This is a genomic window from Candidatus Palauibacter sp. (genome assembly GCF_965197445.1).
In the GTDB taxonomy this organism is placed as follows: domain Bacteria; phylum Gemmatimonadota; class Gemmatimonadetes; order Palauibacterales; family Palauibacteraceae; genus Palauibacter.
The window spans coordinates 1,035,849-1,054,451 of record NZ_CBDANE010000005.1 but is presented as its reverse complement, the minus strand read 5'-3'; the positions used below and the strand labels follow the sequence as shown (position 1 = coordinate 1,054,451).

Here is an 18,603-nt window from a genome sequence, read left to right as displayed (position 1 = left end):
CAACCGGAGGGTTATCCGATCTCGAACACGAATCCGATCTGACCGGCCAGGTGTGATGTGGTCGCTCTGCCGCGCTCGCTCCTGATGTCCGCCATCCCGAAGAAGTGAATCAGCTCGAGCGCCAGATCGACATCATCGCTGACCGCCAGTGCCACACCCCCGCCGAGCGCCAGTCCATAATCGTAACTTTCGAAATCTCTGCCACGATCTGCGCAAGGATCATTCCGGTAACTGCACCACGTGATCAACCCGAACCACGGCCCGCCGACCATTCCGAATTCAACAAGCCCGGCCTGCGTCTCCAGCGAGGCATGGAGCAAAGCGGACAATTGTGCATAACTCATCACCAGCACGTTTTGCGGGTGTGCTGCATTGGCGTACCTCGTCCCACGAGGCGTACCGTCACCGAACCCGGTATCGGGCATATTGGGATTCGACCGACGACCGCCACGGGGCGCATATGCCGCTCCCACGCGTATGCCGAGGAGGCCGTACAGCGGGAGCGTCACATCCGCAGCGGCTATGATCCTGGTGATGGATTCATCGTATTCGGGAGAGACGGAATTCACGCCAATTCCGGTCCGAATCCCCAGTTGCGTCTGCGCAGCCGCGGGAATGGCGATGAGCAGAACGCAACCGAGCAGCGGGATTTTACCTATCATGCGCCTCCCTCACCGTGTCGAGGCCCGTGCCAACGTACCATACGTGAACGTTCGAACTCAGCCGTGGTTGACGGTCTCCGGTTCTGAACGAGCGTACGCAGGATGCGCTGGGCTAGCCGTCCAGGGGGCGGTGCGTGAAGCTTCGCCGGCCGGGTCCGTAGTCGGCGGCACCCTGGCCTTCACCCCGTAGCAGCCAACGCGTCGTTAGGAGACCCTCGACGCCCACCGGCCCGCGCGCGTGGATGCGCGCCGTGCTGATCCCCACCTCGGCCCCGAGCCCGTAGCGGAACCCGTCCGCGAATCGGGTGCTCGCGTTGTGGAAGACGCTCGCCGCGTCCACCTCCTTCAGGAACCGCTCGCCCGTCTCGCGATCCTCGGCCACGATCGCGTCCGTGTGACTGCTCCCGTACCGATGGATGTGATCGACGGCTTCTTCCAGACTCTCCACCGTTCGCACCGCCAGCGTGAGGGCACCGAACTCCTGTCCCCAGTCCTGTTCGGAAGCGGCTTCGGCCCACGGCAGGGCGCGCAGGGCCCGCTCGTCGCAGCGCAGTTCGACCCCCCGTTCCCGGAGCGCGTCCCCGATCCCGGGCAGACGAGGCAGGAAGGACGCGTGCACGAGCAGCGTCTCCGTGGCGTTGCACGCGGCCGGGTAGTCGCACTTTCCGTCTACCGCGAGCCGAACGGCCATATCCGGATCCGCCGACGCGTCCACGTAGAGGTGGCAAACGCCCTCCGCGTGGCCCAGGACGGGGATCCGGCTCCGTTCCTGGATCGACCTCACCAGCGCCCCCGAGCCCCGGGGAATCACGAGGTCGATCAGGTCGTCGAGCGCGAGCAGTTCGTCGACGTCCCGACGGTCCGGCACACCCAGCACGGCACGGGGATTGAGTCCCACTCCCTCGAGCGCCCGCCGCAGACAGTCCACGAGTACGACGTTCGAGTGCGCAGCCTCCCGACCGCCCTTCATGATCACGCCGTTGCCGGAGCGGATGGCGAGCGACCCGATCTGGATCACCGCGTCGGGACGACTCTCGAAGATGATGAGGAGTACGCCGAGCGGACTCCTCACCGACTCGAGCACGAGACCTTCGTCCAGTTCCGTGCGGCTCAGGACCTGATCGATGGGGTCCTCGCCGTCGGCCAGCGCGTCCACACCCTCGAGGAGACTCTCGAACTTGGCGTCGCTGAGCCCCAGACGGTGCAGCAGCGGCCCGGAGAGCCCTTCCTCGGCGGCGAGAGAGAGATCCGCCTCATTTGCCCGCGAGATCTCGGCCCGCGAGCGGAGGAGGACATCTTTCAGGGCGCGGAGCGCGGCGGTGCGACGCTCGGCGGGAGCGCTCCCCAGCACACGCTGTGCCTCGCGTACCGCCGCCGTCCTCACGCGCAGGTTCTCAGCCATTGGAGTCGCCATTGGAGCCATCAGGTCGGCCCTGAGGTCGGTGCTTGAGGATGATGTGCTCCCGGGCGACGAGTTCCCGGCCTCCGAAGGATGCGGGCCGGCGGGCGACCGCCTCTCGCGCCACCGCGGAATCCACCGCCACGACCCCGCGGCCGACGAGCGCGCCATCCGGAGCCCGGATTTCGACCACATCGCCGCGCCGGAACTGCCCCTCCGCCTTCGCCACGGCTCCGGCCCGTAGCGCCGTTCCGCCGCGGAGGCGGTCGACGGCCTCCGGCCCGAGCACGAGGGTCCCGCGCGGATGCGAGCAGTACGCGATCCAGCGACTGCGGGACGAAAGCGCCTGACGCGGCGGGACCCAGGTGCCTTCTTCTTCGCCGGCCAGCACGCGGTCCAGCACCCCGGGTGCCAGCCCTGATGCGATGACCGTATGGCAGCCGCCACGCGAGGCGACCGAGGCCGCCTCCAGTTTGCTCGCCATGCCGCCGCGCCCGGCGTCGGATTGTCCGTCGATCTCGATTTCGTGGTCCTCGGGACGATCGATCCGGGTAATGAGGGTCGCACCCGGATCTCGTCTCGGATCCGCCGTCATGACGCCCGGGACATCCGTCAGGAGCACGATCAGATCGGCGGCCAGTTCGCTCGCGACCAGCGCACCCAACCGGTCGTTGTCGTCGAAGATCGGTCGCTTTCCCGTCCCCCGGTACACGCGGTCGTTCAGGGAGATGGCGTCGTTCTCGTTGACGATCGGAACCACGCCGAGCCGGAACAGGCTCTGGAGAGTCTCGTGGAGGTTGAGGTAACGGACGCGGTCATCGAAGTCGGTCCAGGTGATGAGGATCTGCGCGCAGGTGACGCCGAGGCGGGCGAACCCCTGCTGGTAGAGCTCCATGAGGCGACTCTGGCCCACCGCGGCGCACGTCTGCTTCAACTCCGCCGTATCGGGCGGATCGGGCAGCTGCAGAGCGACACGCCCCAGGCCCACCGCGCCGGAGGTCACGATGAGCACTTCCCGCCCCTCGCGGCGCAGTCGGCTGGCCACTTCCACGACGCTGAAGAGCCGGGCGAGCGCGATGGTGCCATCGGGGTGGGTGAGCACACCGGTCCCGACCTTGAGCACAATCCGCCCCGCACGCGCGGTCACCTCGCGCGTCACGTCCGGCACGCCGGTCTCGGGCCGGGGGGTCGGGATCTGCTGCGCCTGGGTCACGCGGGAAGCCTCGTAGCTCGAGCAGAGAAATCAAGGCCGACAAAGGTATCCCCGGCGATAACCCGTTGCACGCTGGCCCCCGATCCCCGACGCTAGGAGACCGGATGACCGCCACCCTCCGCAGATTGTGTCGCATATGCAGGTCCATCTGATCGACGGCACCTACGAGCTGTTCCGCCATTTCTACGGGGTTCCGGCCGCGAAGAACGCCGGCGGGCACGAGGTGGGCGCCGCCCGGGGCGTCGTAAGCTCGATGCTGGGGCTTCTCGAATCGGGCGCGACGCATGTAGCGATCGCCACGGACCGCGTGATCGAGTCGTTCCGCAACGATCTCTGGCCCGGATACAAGGACGGCGACGGCATCGATCCCGCACTCTACGCGCAGTTTCCCCTCGTGGAGGAGGCGCTCGCCTCCGCAGGGTTCGTCGTGTGGCCGATGGTGGAGCACGAGGCCGACGACGCGCTGGCCTCGGGCGCCGCGATGGCGGCTGCGGACCCCTGCGTGGAGCGTGTGCTGATCTGCACGCCCGACAAGGATCTCTCCCAGTGCGTCGAAGGCGACCGCGTCGTGCAGTTCGACCGTCGGCAGCGCCTGATGCGCGACGAGGCCGGCGTGATCGAGAAGTTCGGCGTCGGCCCGGCGGCGATACCCGACTGGCTGGCCCTGGTCGGAGACTCGGCGGACGGCTTCCCCGGTATCAGGGGTTTCGGCGCCAAGACCGCCGCCGCGGTGCTCTCGCGCTACGGCCACATCGAGGAGATCCCCCTCGACGGGACCGAGTGGGACGTGCCGGTCCGCGGGGCCGCGAGGCTGGCGGCCACCCTGCGCAAGGGGATCGACGACGCGCTCCTCTTCCGCCGTCTGGCGACCCTCGTCCGCGACGCCCCCGTCGCGGCCAGCGTGGACGAACTCCTGTGGTCCGGGCCGCGGGACGACTTCGAGCTCGTCGCGACAGTCCTCGACGCGCCCGATCTCGTCCCCCGTGCCCGGCGTCTCACCGCGGCCCGCCGCCCGCCGGGCTAGCCGCCCGGGTTAGTCATCGATCGAGGGGACGGCCTCCAGCAGCAGGGCGATCGCCGCGTCCAGGTTGTCCCCGCCCGGTCCCTGGCCCGTGTACTTCCCGAGCCGCGTGATGACGAGGCCCCGCGCGGGAATGAAGACCGTGTACTGTCCGCCGGCCCCCCCGAAGGCGCCGTAGTCGTCCTCGATCGGGAACCCGAGATCCCTCCACACGAAGCCGCCGCCATAGATCGGGCGTCCATCATTTATCCAGGCCGGGGCGACTTCCATGGCATAGTCCACATAGCCCTCCGGGAGTATGCGTTCGCCCTCCCACACACCGTCCTGCAGATAGAGGTTGCCCAGTCGTGCCCAGTCGCGCGCCGAACCGAACTCGTAGCCCTGCGTGAGGAAGTTCCCGTTCGGGTCCGTCTCCATGACGAAGTTCCGGATCCCGAGCTTGTCGAACAGGTTCCGCTGCGGGAAGGCGTGATAGTCGTCGCCACGCCCCTCCACGCCCAGGCGGATCAGATAGTTGGTCAGCGCCGGGTCCGTGTTCCGGTACCGCCCCACGGTATTCGGCTCCCATTGCTGCGGACGCGTGGCGGCCCACTGGAAGGCGTTCTCGCCGGTATAGAGATACAGATGGTCGGGATACCCCATCTCTTCCGTATATCCGGGATCCTGGGGCGCGACGATCCGGATCCCGCTCGACATCCGCATGATGTCTCCGATGCGGATGTTCTTCCGCGCGTCGTCCTGCCACTCGGGGACGGGAGCGCGCTGCCACAGTCCGTAGACGCCCTGCTGGATCAGCACCGCCATGAGCGTCCCGGTGAGTGACTTCCCCTTGGACCAACTCTCGAACGGAGTGTGCATGTCGACGCCGGGGCCGTAGTCCTCGCCGATGATCCGGCCCTTGTAGGTAACGACGAAGCCGAGCGTCTTACCCTCCTGGTCCATCGCGATCTCGACCGCCTGCCGCACCTTGTCCATGTCGATTTCCGGCGGATACGGCGTGTCGGGCAGCACGTCTCCCATGGGCCACGGCGTCGTGGCCGGATCGGGCGTCATCGGCTCGACGACGGTGGGCGCGAAGTAGATCGAGTCCTGACCGAGCGGGTTCGTGATGCAGCCCTGGCTGCCGTACAGCTTCGCGGTGCGCGTAATCCCCGAGCCGAGGGTCAGGCTCACGGTCTGTGCCTCCATGTCGACGACGGTGTCGACGACCGCGCCCCGATGCTGGAAGGGCGCCGTGAAGCCGCCCACGTTCGCCGCCGCGTCGCGCCAGTCCAGTCCCGTGATGAACGTCCCGGAACAGAGCGTCTTCGCGAACCCCGCCGTGTGGTGCACGATCGGCTCACCTGGGGGCGGGTCCCACTCGGTGGGAAGCTCGAGCGCTTCCCCGCGCGAGATCAGGCTCTCGCGGGAGCCATCGCCCGGAGGCACATCCTGCGTGGCCACCATGGCCCCACCCCCCTCACCGCCTTCGTCCGGCGCACAGGCGGGGAGGCCGAGCAGAACGAGAGAAAGGGCGCAACAGAGAAGAGTTCGAATGGGGGAGCGGCGCATGGGGAGTCCTCCGGTTGAGAGTCGGGTCCGCCTGGGTTGAACGTGCGCCGGACGATGGAACCTGACAAGCGGCTCGGCGGTCGCGGGAGGCGCGTGGGACGTTCCCGCGGGAACGTGTTCGCGGCGGACTCGAGCGCCAGCGACGCCGATTCGGGTCCGCAGACGTTCCCGCGGGAACGCGGGCGGGTGGCTCGCTACGGCTGCACGAGCTTGTAGTCGACGGGCGGCTCGGCGCCCATGAGGTGCTCGACGAAGTAGTCCCAGGTGCGTCGCATGAGGTACGGCTCGCGCGCGTAGCCGTGGTTGCGGTTGGGGAAGACGAGCATGTCGAACGTCCTGTTCGCCTCGATGAGCGCGTCGGCCACGAGCAGCGTCATGTTCGGGTGCACGTTGTCATCCAGCGACCCGTAGTGGAGCAGGAGCTTCCCCTTGAGGTTCGCGGCGATGTTCTGGTTCGCCTGCGAATCGAAGCTGTCCGTGCCATCCGGGTTCCGCTCGAGCAGCCCGTGGTACTTCTCTCCCCACGGGAAGTGATAGCCCCGCTGGTCGTGGTTCCCCGCGCCCGACACCGCGACCTTGAAGAAATCGGGATAGCTCAGGATGGCGTCCGTCGAGGAGAAGCCGCCCCCCGAGTGGCCGAAGATCCCCACCCGGTCGATATCGACGGGATACGCGAGGGCGAGCGCCTTGAGCGCCGAGATATGGTCGGCGATCCCGTTGTCGCGCATGTCCCCGTAGTAGCTCTCGTGGAACGCCTTCGACCGGTAGGGGGTGCCCAGCGCGTCGACCGCGAAGGTGATGAAGCCGAGCTCCGCGAGCGCGTGCCCCTGCCCCCGTGGCCCCGTGGTGAAGCCGGGCGTACGGATGGGGCCGATCTGGGGTCCGGGATAGATGTAGTCGATGACGGGATAGACCGTCCCCTCCTCCATGGTCGCGGGCAGCCACAGATAGCCGTAAACGTCCGTGACGCCATCGCGAGCCTTGGCGGAGAAGCGGACCGGGGGTTCCCAGCCCGCCTCGAGCAGCGGAGAGATGTCGGCTTCCTCGACCGTCATCACGGCGCGTCCGGACCGATCCCTGAGGACGGTGACCGGCGCGGATGAGCGCAGCGAGTAGGTGTCCACGAAATGGCGGCCATCGGGTGAGACCGAGATCTCGTGGTGCATGTCCTCCGGGGAGAGAAGGGTCACGTCTCCGCCGTCCAGCGAGGCCCGATAGAGGTGATGATTGTAGGGGTCGCGTCCGGGCTCGCGACCCACGCCGGTGAAGTAGACCTGCCGCGCCGACTCGTCGACCCACAGGAGCTGGACCACGAGCCACGACCCCTGCGTGATCCGGTTCTTCATTTGTCCGGTCGCGAGGTCGTGCAGGTAGAGGTGCCCCCAGCCCTCGCGTTCTGAGAACCAGACGAACTCGTTCCCGTTCCCGAGCACGCGCCAGTTGTACGGAGTGCGGAGCTGGTTCAACTCGACCCACGTGTCGCCGCTCTCGACAACTACCTTTCGCGAGGCACCCGTGGCGGCGTCGACTTCGACGAGCGTCTGGTTCCTGAAATCGCGCGAGTGGTGCGAGACGTAGACGCGGTCTCCGTCCGAGGTCCATTGGGCGGCGTGCCAGGTCGTGTCCGCCCCGCCGAAGTAGCCGGGCACGGGGTCGTAGTCCGCCCGCACCGAGGCGCCGGTCTCGGCGTCGAACATGTAGAGCTCCCACGTGGGGACGATCGAGTCGCCGGGGAGCGCGTAGCGGTAGCTGTGAAGGATGGGGCGTCCCGTGGCGGCCTCGAGCAGGTGCAGTTCCTCCACTCCCCGTTCGTCATAGCGATGGGTGGCGATCCGGCGACCAGCGGGGGACCACTCGGCCACGGGAGGCGGCATGAACCCGCGGCGGCGGTTCGTGATCTCCTGGCAGCAGCCCTCCGGCGCGACGCCGTACCCCCAGTGCGCCTCCCCATCGGTCGACAGCTGGCGCTCCTCATCGGAATCCGTGTCACGCACCCACAGGTTTTCGTCGCGCGAGAAGACGGCGAGGGTGCCATCGGGAGAGTCGATCTCGTGCGTCGCCCTCGCGACCGAATCCGGCCCGGCGCAGCGGTAGCTGCCGAGGTCGCAGTCCCATCGCTCGTGTGTGTCCGTCCAGAAGCGGATGCCACCGGAGCCGACCAGCTCGATGTCCTCGAATGGGAGGGCCGTCGCTTCGTAGTTCTCCGTTGAGGCTTCGGAGAGGGCCGCGGCGAGACGGTCATGGTCGAATGCGGGCCGGCGCGTGCGGGCGGCGGCATCGATCATGATGAACTCGTGGCCCCCGAACACCTGGTTCCGGTACCAGAAGCGGTTGGCGTCTACCCAGCGCGGGGCCACGGTCACGCCCGACGTGAGCTTCTCCGCGTTCCACGGCACGAACTGCTCGGCGCGCGCGTATTCGCTCGCGCTCACGGACTCGGGCGCGTGGGGCCGGGACTGGGCGGCGGCCTCCGGCGCGGCGGCGAGGGCAGCGGCGAGGGCAGCGGCGAGGGCAACGGCGAGGGCAACGGCGAGCGTAGCGGCGGACGGGCCGAAGCGGGAAAAGCGTCTCACGGGATCCTCCTGGGTCTGGTGCGGCCGTGATCGGGTCTGAACATAGACCGTGCCGTTCACCGCCCGGTAGGCCGGCAGCGATCTCGGGGACCCTGACGCGTTGCGGACCCGGACGAGGCGGGGCTAGCGTGCCCGCCGACCCCATTCGAGGAGTCTCACGTGAACACGACCTCGTCCGCCGCCCGCCCGAGGCGGCTCTTCCTGGCCAGCTGCGTTTCGCTGATCGCTACCTCCGTCACGTTTGCCGTGGTCGGCGCGATCATGCTCACGCTCAAGAGCGAGTTCACGCTCACGAACTACGAGGTCGGCCTCATTGGCGGGGCGGCGATCTGGGGTTTCGCCGTGTCCCAACTCCTGTTTGCGCCCTTCTGCGACACGCTGGGCATGCGGTTCCTGCTGCGCCTCGCCTTCGTGTGCCACCTCCTTGGTGCGATCCTCCTCATGTCCGCGGGAGGCTTTCTCCAGCTCTTCCTCGGGGCGCTGACGCTGGCACTGGGGAACGGACTCGTCGAGGCTGCCTGCAACCCGCTGGTGGCCGCGCTCTATCCCGACGAGAAGACGGTCAAGCTCAACCAGTTCCACGTGTGGTTCCCGGGCGGGATCGTCATCGGCTCCGTGCTGGCCTTCGCGCTGGACTCGGCGGGGCTCGGCGCGTGGCAGTTCAAGGTCGGTCTCATCCTCATCCCCACCCTCATCTACGGCCATCTGATGCTCCGGGAGGAGTTCCCGCCGACAGAGGGCGTGAGCGCGGGGGTGAGCATGGGCTCGATGTTCCATGCGAGCTTCACGCCGCTCATGATCCTGATGCTTTTCTGCATGGCCATCACCGCCTCGACGGAGCTGGGACCGAACCGGTGGGTGCCGCCGGTGCTCGAAGCCGGCGGCATTCACGGCATCCTCGTGCTCGCCTGGATCAACGGCTTGATGGCCGTGCTCCGGTACAAGGCCGGGTTCGCTGTGGAACGGCTCTCGCCGCCGGGGGTGCTGGCGGCCAGCGCCGCGATTTCCGTCGTGGGGCTTCTCTGGCTCAGTTACGCGGAGACGACGACGATGGCCTTCGCCTCCGCGACCGTGTTCGCGGTGGGCGTGTGCTATTTCTGGCCGACGATGCTCGGGTTCGTGTCCGAGCGGGTCCCGCGCTCCGGAGCCCTCGGACTGGGGTTGATGGGCGCGACGGGGATGGCGGTCGTCGGGTTGTGGACCACGCCCTGGATGGGCGGTATCGCCGACCGTGTCGGTCACGAGCGGCTTCCGGCGGTCGAGACGCGGGCCCTCCTCACGGACGCGGCGGCGGCGTTCGCCGGGTTCGACGAGAGCGCCGCGCCGGATCTGGCTGCTGCGGGTGAAGCGGTCGGAGCTGTGCTCACCGAAGCGGGACCGGAGGGCGCTCTTCCCGAGTCGATCACGGCAAACGCCCTGCGGGCGATCATCAACTCGGGCGGGGATGAGGCGCTCGTGGAGCGAGCCACCGCGCTGCTCGGGCCGGCGGACAACTACGGCGGCCGGGTCTCCTTCCGGTACATCGTGCCGTTCACGGCTGTGCTGATCCTCATCTTCGGGCTCCTGTACGCCCGTGACCGGCGGGCCGGCGGCTATCGGGCCGTGAAGATCGGGCGGGGGCCGGAGGGCGGATGACGCGCCGCCTCACCTACGGCATGGTCGGCGGCGGACCCGGCGCCTTCATCGGGGACGTACATCGAATGGCCGCCGAACTCGACGGGCTGGCCGAACTCGCGGCCGGCGCCTTCTCCTCCGATGCGGCTCGGTCGGCGGCAAAGGGAGCCGACATCGGGCTCGACCCGGCACGGGTGTACGGGAGTTATGCCGAAATGGCAGACGTGGAAGCGGCGCGGCCGGACGAGGAACGGCTGGATTTCGTGATCGTCGTGACGCCGAACCATCTCCACTTCGACGTGGCGCGCACCTTTCTCGAGGCCGACTTCCACGTCGTGTGCGACAAGCCGCTGACGACGGACCTCGGCGACGCGGAAGCGCTGTGCCGGCTTGTGGACGCGCGGGGTCGCGTGTTCGCTCTCACGCACAACTACAGCGGCTATCCGATGATCAAGGACGCCCGCCACCTGATCCGCGAGGGGAGGCTGGGGGAGATCCGGCGCATCCAGGTGGAGTACTTCCAGGGCTGGCTGGCCACGCCACTCGAAGAGACCGGACACCCGCAGGCGGCGTGGCGCACCGACCCCGCGCAGGCCGGCGTGGCCGGTGCTCTCGGCGACATCGGGACACACGCGCATCATCTGGCCCGCTACGTGACCGGACTCGAAGTCGAGGCGCTGTGCGGCGAGCTGACCACTTTCGTGCCGGGCCGGCGCCTGGAGGACGACGCCAGCCTGCTCATGCGCTGGACGGGCGGCGTGCGCGGGACGCTCACGGCCTCGCAGGTCGCGGCGGGAGAGGAGAACGGACTCGCGCTGCGCGTGTTCGGGAGCGAGGGTTCGCTGGCCTGGCGGCACGACGACGCGGAGACGCTGTGGTTCCGGACGCCGGACGGACGCGCGCGCGCGCGCCGTCGCGGGCACGGGTGGATCTCCCCGGCGGCCGCGTCGGCTTCGCGGGTGCCGCCCGGGCACCCCGAGGGGTTCATCGAGGGATTCGCCAACCTGTATCGCAACGTGATCTCCACCATCGGGGCTCTGCAGGGTGGGAGGACACCGGAAGAGACGGACCTCGATTTCCCCACGGTCCGGGACGGGGCCCGGGGAGTCCATTTCATCGAGCGCGCGGTCGAGAGCGGGCAGCGCGGGGCGTGGGTGGACGCGCGCTACGAACCGCCCGGGGAGACGGCGCCATGAACCCCCGGCCAATCACGCTGTTTACCGGCCAGTGGGCGGACATGCCGCTCGCGACGCTCGCTGGGAAGGCGGCCGCGTGGGGCTACGACGGACTCGAACTCGCGTGCTGGGGAGACCACTTCGACGTGGTGCGAGCGACGGAGGAAGACGGCTATGCCGACGGGCGGCGCGACCTCCTCGCCGCCAACGGACTCGAGGTGCATGCGATCGCCAACCACCTCGTCGGCCAGGCGGTATGCGACCCGATCGACCAGCGGCACGAACTGATTCTGCCCCCGCGCGTGTGGGGTGACGGAGACCCCGAGGGGGTGCGCGGACGGGCCGCTGCGGAGATGCAGCGGACGGCAGTGGCGGCGGCGACGCTCGGCGTGCCCGTCGTGAACGGCTTCACGGGCAGCTCGATCTGGGCCGCAGCCTATGCGTTTCCACCGCACCCGCCGGATCTCGTCGAGGCGGGGTTTGCCGATTTCGCGGATCGCTGGAACCCGATCCTCGACGCGTTCGACGCGGCGGGCGTGAAGTTCGCGCTCGAGGTGCACCCGACCGAGATCGCCTTCGATGCGAGCAGCGCCGCCCGCGCCGTGGAAGCGCTGGGGGGTCGGAGCGCGTTCGGATTCAACTACGATCCCAGCCATCTCGCCTATCAGGGCGTCGACTACGTCGGCTTCATCCTCGAATTCGGCGACCGTATCCATCACGCCCACATGAAGGATGTCTGGTGGTCGGAGACGCCGCGCAGGTCGGGCGTGTTCGGCGGCCACCTCGGCTTCGGACATGTGGACCGTGGGTGGGACTTCCGCTCGATCGGACGCGGGCGCGTGGACTTCGAGGAGATCCTGCGCGCGCTGGACCGGGTCGGTTACGAGGGCCCACTCTCGATCGAGTGGGAAGACAGCGGCCTGGACCGCGAACACGGCGCCCAGGAAGCCTGCGCACGGCTCAGGGCGCTGACCTTTCCGCCCTCCGCGACCGCCTTCGACGCCGCCTTCTCCGAGGATTGACCCCGGGACAGGCGAGAGAGCCTAAGGCGGGACGCCGCTCCACACGGCGTTCAGACCCATATCGTAAGGCACGACCTGGCCGTTGCCGGCGCCGTCCGGCAGCACGAAGAGCGGAGTCCGCGACGGGTACGAGGCGATGAGCCGCGCGTTCGCTTCGGGCCCGAGATCCCGGGCCCAGAGCACGCCCGAACCATCCAGGCCGGGCAGGTCACCGCGCCACACGTAGTCCGTGAGACCGAGCCAGCCAAGCCGATCGGACCCGGCTTCCAGCTGACATCTATCGGCGACCTCTTCCGGTCCCTGGGCGCCGACGAAGGCGGCCTCGAGCTGGCAGGGATGGTACCGCGCCAGCAGGGCCCGCACGCTGTCGAGCCTCATCCCGCGCGCGGCGAGCCGGGCGCCGACCCGGTCCGCCCACAGCTCGTGGACGAATACGAGACTCGGCCCCGGCTCGGTGACCTCCGGGACCGGGGCGGCGCGGCTCGCCATGCGCTCGACGCGTCCACGCCCGCCCGCGGCCAGACCGTAGCCGAGGGCCGCGATGACGACGACGGCGACCATATCGGAGAGCCACGGGCGTCGGCCCAGGCGGACGAGGCCAAGCGTCGCCAGCACCAGGAGCGCGCACCAGGCGGGCACGGCTTCGCCCAGCATGCGGGGCCCGAAGATGAGGTCGTGGTGCCAGTAGAGCGCGCTCGCCAGGATGGGGAGAAGCGCCCAGGCGGCGAGGATGCGTTCGCCGCGGTCCAGGCGGCGCGCGAAGAGCAGGAAGAGCCCGATCAGCGCAGCGACGGGCAGCGCGGTGCCGAGGAGTCCCCGGCCGAGCGAAGTCAACTCCGTCGATGTATAGCCGAGCGCCTGGGTGAACCCGTACATGCGGCCCCACGGGTCGACGTGGAAGCCGAGGCCGTGGCTCGGGCCCGCCGCCGCCGTATAGCCCAGGGTGAGCGGACCGCCGAAGAACCGCGTGTTGAACCACGCGAGGCCGATCGCGAACGGGAGGCCGCCCAGCGCCCAGTGGCCGAACCGGCGCAGGAGCCACGGCCGGTGCAGGCCCGGCGCCTGCCGCGGCGAGGTGAGCCACACGCCGGCCGTGACGGCGGCGCCGATGAGCAGACCGGAGATGGGGCGCGTCGTGACCATGAAGCCCATCGCGCCGCCCGCCGCCAACGCCCACAGTGCCCGGCCCGTTTCGGCACGGAGGGCGAGGTAGAGGGCGAGCGCGGCGAACGCCGCCACCGTCGCATGGTTCATGTAGGCCCCGGCGAGAGCCAGCAGCATGGGGCTGGTGACCGCGAGCAGGACCCCGATCCGCACCGCCGCGATGCGATTGGGCAGCAAGCGCTCGAACGAGAGGACGGAGAACACGCCCAGCAGGCCCATCGCCCCGGCCATCGCGATCCACGGGCCGCCCAGCCCGAAGCCCGCCGCCAGCCACAGCGCGTGCGCCGGCGGATACTGTGACACCCACCCCGCGGGTGTGTACAACATGAACTGGATCGCCCAGAACTCGGGCATGGGCACCGGAGGTCCGGCCAGCTGCCCGGCCGCGAAGTAGCGGGCCTGCAGCAGCTGCACGCTCGCGTCGTTGAGAATCGTGCGGCCCTCGAACACCAGCAGCGCGACCGCGGCCGTGAGGCCGGCGCCGATGAGCCCCATGAGCCCCGCCACCGCCCAGCGGGGAGGCCGCGCGATAGCCTGGCCCGCCCGCGCGAGGAACCCCGACACCCGTCCCTTCGCGATCACCCCGGCCAGCACGGCGACACCGACCACGAGCAGGGTCCAGAGACCGGTCGTCACGCCCCACGTGTACGACCAGTGCTGAGAGCCCGACCGGCGCATGAGATCATCGAGCGAGTTCGGGATGGCGGCAGGATCGAGGACCATGAAGGCGGGGACGGCAACCAGCGTCACCAGCAGCAACCCCACCACACGTCGGCCTGCGTCGAGGAACACCCTGAGAAACGCGTTCATGCCGGGGGAAGCTACGGCCGCGCGGCCCACTTGTCTGCGACGAGCCGGTCACCCCGGGGCCGGGGCCGTGCTTGACTCGCACCGTGCCCGATCTACCTTTCCCGCCCGTTGGCCCGGACGCCGCAGGCGCCGCGGGCAACACTCGAACGGACTGAACTGTCCATCGGCGGGCCCGTCCCGGCGACGCCGGGCGGTTCGTGCACCCCCCAACGGCAGATCCGATGTCACTCGTATCACTCACAGATGTTGTGAAGACGTTCGGTGAGACGGTCGCCGTCGATTCGGCGAGCTTCTCGATCGATCGCGGCGAAGTCGTGGGTTTCCTCGGGCCGAACGGCGCCGGGAAGACGACGACCATGCGGCTGCTCACCCAGTACCTCGAACCCGATGGCGGGACGATCTCGATCGATGGTCTGTCCATCGACAACCATCCGGTCGAACTGAGGCGCCGCATCGGCTACCTGCCGGAAACCAACCCCCTGTACCGCGACATGCTGGCCGGCGAATACATCACGTTCATGGGCCGACTCCGCGGGATGGGCAGCGACGAGATCCGCGTCCGGACGGACGATGTCGTCGCCCAGACCGGCATCGAAGAGGTGTACTATCGGCCCATCAACCAGCTCTCCAAGGGGTACCGCCAGCGGGTCGGCCTCGCCCAGGCCATCCTGTCACACCCGGAGATTCTGATTCTCGATGAGCCCACGGAAGGGCTCGACCCGAACCAGCGCGTCGAAATCCGAAGTCTCATCCGGGACGTGGGGTCGGACCGCACCGTGCTCCTGAGCACGCATGTCATGCAGGAGGTCCGCAAGACCTGCTCGCGCGTCGTCATCATCAACGACGGGCGCATCGTCGCCGACGGTTCTGTCGACGCGCTGGTCGCCGGTCAGGGAGGCGCTCGCGTGATGGTCGAACTCGAAGCCCCGCCGGAGGCCGCGCTGGACGCGCTGGGCGATCTTCCCTCCGTGACGCGGGCCGACGCGCTGGAGCCGGAGGGCGATCGCTCCCGGTTCTCCGTCGAGGGCGCCTCCGGCGAGGACCCCCGCCCGGACATTTCGAGCCTCGCCGCGGCCCGCGGCTGGCCGCTGTGGGAGCTGCACCTCGCGCAGGCGAGCCTCGAGGACCTCTTCCACAAGCTCACCGCCGAAGGCACCGGCGCTGCAGCCGAGACGCCGGCCGGGACGCCCGAGGCTACCGAGAGCGAGCCCCGCGAGGAGGTGGAGGGATGATCGGCCGCATTCTTACGGTCGCGAGACGCGAGTTCGCGAGCTACTTCGACCACGCGACCGCCTACATCCTTCTGGTCATCTTCCTGGGGATCAACTTCTACTTCTACTTCCAGGAAGCCTACATCCTGGACGAGGCGTCGCTCCGGCCCATGCTGTCGCTGCTTCCGTGGCTGCTGCTCTTCTTCATCCCGGCGGTCTGCATGCGGTCGTTCGCGGAGGAGCGCAACACGGGGACGCTCGAGCTCGTCCTCGCACAGCCGATCGAGGTCCTGGAGTTCCTGCTGGGCAAGTTCCTCGGCGTCCTCCTCTTCCTGCTCGTCGCGATGGCGGGGACGCTGGGGATTCCCTTCGGCCTCTCATGGGGAGCCGATCTTCAGTGGGGCGTGGTGTTCTCCCAGTATCTGGGCTCGGTCTTTCTGATCTCGGCCCTGATATCGGTCGGCCTGTGGGCGTCATCCCTCACGCGCAATCAGGTCACCGCGTTCATCATCGGCGTCACGATCAGTTTCGCCCTCTACCTCATCGGATTGCCGACGGTCACGCTTTCGCTTCCCGCTCCGCTCGCGGCCCTGGCTTCCCGCCTCGGTGTACTCGGGCACTTTTCGAACGTCGCGCGCGGTGTGATCGACCTGCGGGATATCCTGTACTTCCTGGCGCTCGGCGCGGCGTTCCTGTCGCTCACATACTTCTCGATCATGCGCGAGCGGCTGAGCCGGGGACGCCAGGCCTACCGACGACTGCGCGTGGGGGTTCTGGGCCTGGTGGGGATCGCGATCGTCGCCGCGCTGGCGGGTGCTCAACTGCGCGGACGACTCGATCTCACGCCCGGCAAGGTCTACACCCTGTCGCCGGCGACGGCCGAACTGGTTCGCGGACTCGACGATCTCGTGACGCTCAAGCTCTTCCGCTCGACCGAACTCCCGCCTGAACTGACTCCGGTGAGTCGCGATGTCGATGATCTGCTTCAGGATCTCGACGCGACCGGCGGGGCGAACGTCAATCTCGTCCGCGTGGATCCCGCCGCAGACCCCGAAGCCGAGGAGGAGGCGGGCCTGCTCGGCGTGAGCCCGGCTCGGTTCCGGGTGTACAATGATGACGCGGTGTCGATCCGGGAAGGCTACTTCGGGCTCGCCGTCCAGTATGCGGGTGAGAACCAGATCATTCCGCTCATCCGGCAGACCGTCGATCTGGAGTACCGCCTGGCCACGATGATCCGGGCGCTCACGAGGCCGGAACGGCCCAACGTCGCGATCATGACGGGGCACGGCGAACTGGATCTGCGCTCGGGGCTGCGGCTCGCCAACACCCGTCTCAGCCTGGAGTACGATGTATCGGAGTTCTCTGTCGACTCGATGACGATGGCCGTCCCGGACTCGGTCGACGTCCTCGTGATCGCGGGCGGCCGAGAGCCGCTGGCGCCGATGGAAGGCGAGATCGTGAGCCGCTTCGTCGACGAAGGCGGAAGCCTCTTCGTCCTGAAATCGGGCGTGACGGCGGACATGCAGGCGCGGTTCGCGGGACCCACCTTCGATCCGGCCCTCGACTCGCTGCTTGAAGTGCGAGGTTTGGGCATCGTCCCCGCGATGGCTTACGACCTGGACTTCAATGAGCAGGTTCAGGTGCCCTCCGGCCTCGGCCCGCTCATCATACCCTATCCGCTGTGGGCGCTCGCCCAGCCGGCTTCCCGGCACGTGATCGTCGAGGGGGTGGCGAACGTGCCGATGCGCTTCGGGAGTCCGCTCCTGATCGAAGTGGAGGACAGCACGACGGTGACCCCGCTGCTCGCGACCTCGGATGTGGGAGGACGGCTGCAAACCCCGCGTTCGATCGACCCCAACCAGGACTGGCTGGAGGCCATCGCCCCGGAGGATGTAGCGGTCGAGACGCTGGCCGCGGCGTACTCGCAGCCGGGGGGCGGACGCATCGTGCTTGCAGGCTCGTCATCGTTGATCGCGGACGAGACGCTGCGGCGGTCGGTGTCCGGCCTCGCCGGCGTGGTCTTCTTCCAGAACGCCATCGACTGGCTGGCGCAGGATGAGGCGCTGATTTCGATTCGGTCCAAGGATCGCGCGCCGCCTCCCCTCCGCTTCCCGAGCCAATGGCTCCGCGATCTGACCAGATACGGAAACCTGGCCGGCGTGCCGCTGCTCTTCATCCTCATCGGCGGGCTGCGTCTCGCACGCAGGCGGGGGGTACAGCACCGCACGTACACCGATGGCGGAGCGCTCGTATGAACGCGAAGCAGCTGAAGATCATCGCGGTCGTGCTCGGGGCGGCGGTCCTCCTCTACCTGCCCAGGCTGCTGAGGGACGACGGCTCCGGAGGGACGCTGGATGTAGGCGACGGTTTCTCGTTCGTCGTCACGGACGCCATCACGGGTGTCGACATCGTGCTCGCGGATAACGCGGGCACCGTGCGTCTTGCAGAGGGGGCCGGTGGCTGGACGGTCGACGGATACGTGGCGGACGAGCAGAAGGTCGTCGACCTCCTGGGTGTGATCGGCGACCTCGCGTCCGCGGAGACCGTCGCCCGCAACCCGTCGAATCATGCGGCGATGGGGGTCGGGGAGGACGGCCGGCGCGTCGAGGTCCGCACCCAGGCGGGCGACCGCGTACTGTTCCATCTCGGACCACGCGACACGCGCTCGGGAGGCTATTTCGTGCGCCTGCCGGGCGACCCCGTCGTGTATCGGCTGGACGGGCCGGCCGGGGGCTACCTGAGCCGGCCCCGCGACGGATGGCGTCCGCGACGAGTCGCTTCGGTCGACACGGCCGCGGTGCGGGAAATCCTCATGCGTCGGGCAGACCAGGAGGCCGTCCTGCGGCGAACCGATGATGGCTGGCTTGCGGGCGACGCGCCGGCGGACTCCGCGGTCGTGCGGCGCATGCTCGACGTTCTGCCCACGCTATCCGCCTCGGGCTTCCCCACGGAGCAGGAACAGGGTGCGGCGGATTTCTCCCTCCCGGACGCCTCGGTCGAAGTCTTCTCTACCGGATCCGGCGATGTGACCGAGCGCGAGCTCGAACTCTCGCTCCTCCTGCTGGAAGATGAAGACCGCGGAGACTGGCTCGCACGTCTGGCGGACGGAACGGAGGTATTCAGGCTCGCCGGCCTTACCGTGAACCGCCTGCTCCCGGAAGCGCTCGTCCCCGTTCCCTAGCAGCCAC

The 18,603-nt window shown here is 68.6% G+C and carries 13 protein-coding genes; 7 read left to right on the top strand and 6 right to left on the bottom strand.

What is annotated here, in order from left to right:
* Positions 1–11 precede the first annotated feature (11 nt).
* From ACN9M6_RS11935 to proB, 3 genes are all read right to left on the bottom strand, one after another.
* A complete protein-coding gene (locus tag ACN9M6_RS11935) occupies positions 12–662 on the bottom strand; it encodes a hypothetical protein (protein WP_419163123.1) in 651 nt (216 codons plus the stop codon).
* Between the two features lie 112 nt (positions 663–774).
* A complete protein-coding gene (locus ACN9M6_RS11930) occupies positions 775–2,085 on the bottom strand; it encodes a glutamate-5-semialdehyde dehydrogenase (protein WP_419163122.1) in 1,311 nt (436 codons plus the stop codon).
* Positions 2,057–3,274, bottom strand: a complete 1,218-nt coding sequence (proB, locus tag ACN9M6_RS11925; protein ID WP_419163121.1) for a glutamate 5-kinase — start codon at positions 3,272–3,274, stop codon at positions 2,057–2,059. Before proB ends, ACN9M6_RS11930 begins: the two co-directional genes overlap by 29 nt.
* A gap of 136 nt (positions 3,275–3,410) precedes the next feature.
* Between proB and ACN9M6_RS11920 the strand changes: the two genes are divergently transcribed.
* Positions 3,411–4,298 carry a 5'-3' exonuclease gene (locus ACN9M6_RS11920; RefSeq protein WP_419163120.1) on the top strand — a complete coding sequence of 296 codons (888 nt, stop codon included), beginning with the start codon at positions 3,411–3,413 and terminating at the stop codon, positions 4,296–4,298.
* 9 nt (positions 4,299–4,307) lie between these two features.
* On the opposite strand, the gene ACN9M6_RS11915 is transcribed toward ACN9M6_RS11920, so the two are convergent.
* Together ACN9M6_RS11915 and ACN9M6_RS11910 are read right to left on the bottom strand one after the other, a co-directional pair.
* Positions 4,308–5,846: a serine hydrolase domain-containing protein gene (locus tag ACN9M6_RS11915; protein ID WP_419163119.1), complete on the bottom strand. Its 1,539-nt coding sequence runs from the start codon at positions 5,844–5,846 to the stop codon at positions 4,308–4,310.
* Between the two features lie 194 nt (positions 5,847–6,040).
* Complete coding sequence (locus ACN9M6_RS11910) at positions 6,041–8,419, bottom strand: DPP IV N-terminal domain-containing protein (RefSeq protein ID WP_419163118.1); 2,379 nt, start codon at positions 8,417–8,419, stop codon at positions 6,041–6,043.
* Positions 8,420–8,578: 159 nt separating this feature from the next.
* Between ACN9M6_RS11910 and ACN9M6_RS11905 the strand changes: the two genes are divergently transcribed.
* The 3 genes from ACN9M6_RS11905 to ACN9M6_RS11895 are packed head-to-tail and all read left to right on the top strand — an operon-like array spanning position 8,579 to position 12,230.
* The gene (locus ACN9M6_RS11905; protein ID WP_419163117.1) at positions 8,579–10,054 is read left to right on the top strand and encodes an MFS transporter; all 1,476 of its coding nucleotides are present in this window, start codon (positions 8,579–8,581) and stop codon (positions 10,052–10,054) included.
* Positions 10,051–11,229, top strand: a complete 1,179-nt coding sequence (locus tag ACN9M6_RS11900; protein WP_419163116.1) for a Gfo/Idh/MocA family protein — start codon at positions 10,051–10,053, stop codon at positions 11,227–11,229. Before ACN9M6_RS11905 ends, ACN9M6_RS11900 begins: the two co-directional genes overlap by 4 nt.
* On the top strand, positions 11,226–12,230 hold the full coding sequence (locus ACN9M6_RS11895) for a sugar phosphate isomerase/epimerase family protein (RefSeq protein ID WP_419163115.1): 1,005 nt from the start codon (positions 11,226–11,228) through the stop codon (positions 12,228–12,230). The genes ACN9M6_RS11900 and ACN9M6_RS11895 overlap by 4 nt, the downstream gene beginning before the upstream one ends.
* A gap of 21 nt (positions 12,231–12,251) precedes the next feature.
* Here ACN9M6_RS11895 and ACN9M6_RS11890 read toward each other — a convergent pair whose 3' ends face one another.
* Positions 12,252–14,204, bottom strand: coding sequence for a hypothetical protein (locus tag ACN9M6_RS11890; RefSeq protein ID WP_419163114.1), 1,953 nt, complete (start codon positions 14,202–14,204; stop codon positions 12,252–12,254).
* Positions 14,205–14,425: 221 nt separating this feature from the next.
* Between ACN9M6_RS11890 and ACN9M6_RS11885 the strand changes: the two genes are divergently transcribed.
* The 3 genes from ACN9M6_RS11885 to ACN9M6_RS11875 are packed head-to-tail and all read left to right on the top strand — an operon-like array spanning position 14,426 to position 18,596.
* Positions 14,426–15,436, top strand: a complete 1,011-nt coding sequence (locus tag ACN9M6_RS11885; protein WP_419163113.1) for an ATP-binding cassette domain-containing protein — start codon at positions 14,426–14,428, stop codon at positions 15,434–15,436.
* Positions 15,433–17,670: a Gldg family protein gene (locus ACN9M6_RS11880; RefSeq protein WP_419163112.1), complete on the top strand. Its 2,238-nt coding sequence runs from the start codon at positions 15,433–15,435 to the stop codon at positions 17,668–17,670. The genes ACN9M6_RS11885 and ACN9M6_RS11880 overlap by 4 nt, the downstream gene beginning before the upstream one ends.
* A complete protein-coding gene (locus ACN9M6_RS11875; protein WP_419163111.1) occupies positions 17,667–18,596 on the top strand; it encodes a DUF4340 domain-containing protein in 930 nt (309 codons plus the stop codon). Before ACN9M6_RS11880 ends, ACN9M6_RS11875 begins: the two co-directional genes overlap by 4 nt.
* The last annotated feature ends 7 nt before the right edge of the window (positions 18,597–18,603 follow it).

Coding starts and splice junctions, on each gene's coding strand:
- ACN9M6_RS11920 (WP_419163120.1), top strand. CDS start 3,411: ATGCAGGTCCATCTGATCGACGGCACCTACGAGCTGTTCCGCCATTTC.
- ACN9M6_RS11880 (WP_419163112.1), top strand. CDS start 15,433: ATGATCGGCCGCATTCTTACGGTCGCGAGACGCGAGTTCGCGAGCTAC.
- ACN9M6_RS11890 (WP_419163114.1), bottom strand. CDS start 14,204: ATGAACGCGTTTCTCAGGGTGTTCCTCGACGCAGGCCGACGTGTGGTG.
- ACN9M6_RS11875 (WP_419163111.1), top strand. CDS start 17,667: ATGAACGCGAAGCAGCTGAAGATCATCGCGGTCGTGCTCGGGGCGGCG.
- ACN9M6_RS11895 (WP_419163115.1), top strand. CDS start 11,226: ATGAACCCCCGGCCAATCACGCTGTTTACCGGCCAGTGGGCGGACATG.
- ACN9M6_RS11915 (WP_419163119.1), bottom strand. CDS start 5,846: ATGCGCCGCTCCCCCATTCGAACTCTTCTCTGTTGCGCCCTTTCTCTC.
- ACN9M6_RS11935 (WP_419163123.1), bottom strand. CDS start 662: ATGATAGGTAAAATCCCGCTGCTCGGTTGCGTTCTGCTCATCGCCATT.
- ACN9M6_RS11885 (WP_419163113.1), top strand. CDS start 14,426: ATGTCACTCGTATCACTCACAGATGTTGTGAAGACGTTCGGTGAGACG.
- ACN9M6_RS11930 (WP_419163122.1), bottom strand. CDS start 2,085: ATGGCTCCAATGGCGACTCCAATGGCTGAGAACCTGCGCGTGAGGACG.
- ACN9M6_RS11900 (WP_419163116.1), top strand. CDS start 10,051: ATGACGCGCCGCCTCACCTACGGCATGGTCGGCGGCGGACCCGGCGCC.